This is a genomic window from Alkalibaculum bacchi, assembly GCF_937875145.1.
GTDB classification, from domain to species: domain Bacteria; phylum Bacillota; class Clostridia; order Eubacteriales; family Alkalibacteraceae; genus Alkalibaculum; species Alkalibaculum bacchi_A.
The window spans coordinates 1-3,097 of record NZ_CALNCS010000125.1; the positions used below are offsets into that span (position 1 = coordinate 1).

The following is a 3,097-nucleotide window of genomic DNA, read 5'->3' on the forward strand; positions in this document are numbered from 1 at the left end:
TGCATGTGTTAGGCACGCCGCCAGCGTTCGTCCTGAGCCAGGATCAAACTCTCATAAAAAAATGTGCTAGAGTTTGACTAGCTCTTTGTTTAAAACATAAACCCGAGATTCTTCGCTATGCTCAGAATGACAATGATGTAGAGATTCCTCGACTTCGCTCAGAATGACAATGATATCGTTTCTTCACTTACGTTTAGAATGACATCGTTATTGTTTCTTCACTTGAGCTAAAAATAACAAGTTTTATGTTTTTGAATTGATTCTTTGTGTTTTCGCAGTTTCGAAACGCAATTTTATTCACTCGTTATACTCGTGTAAAATTGGTTCTCATTGCAAATGACCTACCAACAATTCGCTATCGCTCATTGGGTTAGGTCAACTTTTAATTCAAAGTCTCACACTGTTTAGTTATCATAAGTTCATGCTCACTAACGTTCGCATTTTACTTCTCCACTCACGTTGTTCGCTACGCTGTCCGTTTTGTCTTACAACTCGCAAAGCTCGTTGGACAAAAAGGCTTGGTTCAACGTCATCCTCTTTCGAGGCGACTTCTTTAGTTTATCACCTTATTAACTCATTGTCAAGAGAATTTTATACTCAACTTTTAGTAATTTTTAGTAGTTAATTTCATAGATGACTTTTACAATATTACCATCTATCTTATCTATTGTCAACACTTTAAATTAAAAATTTATGATTATTATATATTGCTGCAATCTAAAGAGAATATTACACAAAATCTATTAAAAAAAGATTTATTTCTCTTTACTTAATGCTATTATGTAGAGCAAACAGAGTAGCTTGTACCCTATCATTAACTTCCAATTTCTTAAATATATTTGTTATATGATTCTTTACTGTTTTTTCACTAATAAATAGTTCCTTACCGATTTCTTTATTATTATAGCCTTTGGACAGTAGAACTAAAACCTCATATTCTCTTCTTGATAATAAATTAATCTTATCTGTTTCTAATACATCGCTATGCCCCTCGTCGTTGCTACCATAGGATAATATATTGGCAACTGATAATTCAATATAACTTCTTCCTTTACTTACTTCCCTTATGGCTTTTATCAAATCACATGGATCCGCATTCTTAAATAAATAACCCTTTGCACCTATCTTTGTAGCTGCAATTATATATTCCTTATTGGTAAAGGCAGTAAGAATGATTACTTTACTGGAAACACCAAATTCTTTCATTTTCTTTAAAGAATCAAGTCCATTTAAAATAGGCATATTTATATCCATAATAATCACGTCAGGTTTATAATTTAATGCTTTATTGATTGCCTCGTTACCATCAGATGCTTCTTCAATTATCCTAATATCAGGTTCAGCTTCAAGAATAAGTTTCAATCCTCTTCTCATCAATTTATGATCATCAACTAACATTACCCTAATAATCTTCGTAGGCATATCAAAGTTCCTCCTAGCTGAATCTTTTTCTCAAGACTGTTTCTAATTCCTTATCATAGATTTTAACTTCTTCAATATAGTCATTTATATTATCAACATTTTCAACTCTTTTACCAAACAAATAGACTTCAAGGGCATTTTTGATTTTCATCACCACAAAATCATCATTAAAATCCCATCCATATTTTTTAAAATCTAATATTATCATTATTAAAGCATCTCTGACTTTACCTTTGTCATAATTCTTTTTCAATAACTTATCAATATTAACATTTAAATCTTTATAATAATTACCATTCTCATAGGCTTCTTTAAGTATGAATTTTGTATAGCCTATCAAACAACCCGAGCTAGAACAAGTACCACATTTACTTTCTCCTAAGCATATGCTATCGAGTGTCTTTTTTAATTCCTTCGTCTGTCTTTTAAGACGTTCTGCAACGTATTTTAGGGATGATGCTTTTGACTTTAATTTACCATCTCTTACCAACCTAAATATTAGAGATGTTTCCACTATAATTAATACTGAGAGCATCAATACAATATTTCGCAGAGTAAGGTAATTGCCAGGGACAGAATCAAACAATTTTATAGTTCCAAAAAATACGAATACTAATGAGGAAACAATTTTTACAAGTAACTCAGGTATTTTTTCGCCAATTCTACTTCCTACAAAGATACCTAACCCACTTGTAGCTATCATACCCAATGTGGTACCCATTAAAATAAACACAGGGTAATTTGCTTCAGCAGCTAAGGTCATAGCAGTAAGTTGTGTTTTATCCCCCAATTCACCAACAAAAAAAGCTATCGAAACAGCAGCAACTGGATTAAGTGCTTTTTTATTTTCTACATTTTCTTCTCCATCAATTTTTAGAGCATTAATCCCAAATATTATAAACAATAAACCTGCTATGATTTGAATCAAATTTATAGGTACTACTTTTGATATGAAATTCCCTAAAACGATAGCTATACCATGATTGAACAAAACACCTATGGTAACCCCTAATAAAACTTCCATTACCTTATATTGAGTAGCAAATGTCATTGCAATTATTTGAGTCTTATCTCCCATTTCAGCAACAAAAACAAGTAAAAAAGCCCTAATAAGTTCTTTTAACATAATTCACCCTCTAATTACAAAGACAATTAGACAACATTTATTGTCTAATTGTCCAAAGTATAATTTCTATTTAATGTCTTTAGCACTATCCCTAACAACTAATTGTATAGGTAATTTTAAGGACCGTTCATCTACTGATTCACCTTTTACTTCCTTTAGAATCCTTCTTATGGCTACAGCACCAAGATCATAATAAGGTTCTTTTATAGTTGTAAGCTTAGGTCTATAAATAGAAGCAAGTGAAATATCTCCATAGCCTACTACTGAAATTTCATCGGGAACCTTTATATTATTATCATATAAGTAGTTTATCAATCCAATTGCTATTTCATCTTGACAACAAAATACAGCCGTTACATCATTCTCACGAATAAATTCTAAGATCTCTCCACCTTTTTTATATCCGTCATCAATCTTATATCCATCAATACCAAATATTAATGGTTTCTTCCCTATGTTAGCCATTGCATCAGAATAGCCTTTAATTTTATGTTTTTCGATAGAAAGATCTAAATCCTTATCCCATGTCACATAAAGAATATTCTTATG

General features: G+C 31.4%; 3 protein-coding genes and 1 rRNA gene. All 4 read right to left on the reverse strand.

The genetic code is table 11. From position 1 onward, the window contains the following. A 16S ribosomal RNA gene (locus tag Q7P22_RS08005) occupies window positions 1-59 on the reverse strand; the annotation flags it as partial. Window positions 60-765: 706 nt separating this feature from the next. After that, the gene (locus Q7P22_RS08010) at window positions 766-1,422 is read right to left on the reverse strand and encodes a response regulator transcription factor (protein ID WP_303862863.1); all 657 of its coding nucleotides are present in this window, start codon (window positions 1,420-1,422) and stop codon (window positions 766-768) included. A gap of 13 nt (window positions 1,423-1,435) precedes the next feature. Continuing rightward, a complete protein-coding gene (locus tag Q7P22_RS08015) occupies window positions 1,436-2,548 on the reverse strand; it encodes a TMEM165/GDT1 family protein (protein ID WP_303862866.1) in 1,113 nt (370 codons plus the stop codon). Between the two features lie 66 nt (window positions 2,549-2,614). Continuing rightward, on the reverse strand, window positions 2,615-3,097 hold a 483-nt coding region (locus Q7P22_RS08020), incomplete at its 5' end, for a LacI family DNA-binding transcriptional regulator (RefSeq protein WP_303862870.1).

Bases quoted from the DNA above. Each gene is read 5' to 3' on its own strand.
- Q7P22_RS08015 (WP_303862866.1), bottom strand. From the start codon at position 2,548: ATGTTAAAAGAACTTATTAGGGCTTTTTTACTTGTTTTTGTTGCTGAA.
- Q7P22_RS08010 (WP_303862863.1), bottom strand. From the start codon at position 1,422: ATGCCTACGAAGATTATTAGGGTAATGTTAGTTGATGATCATAAATTG.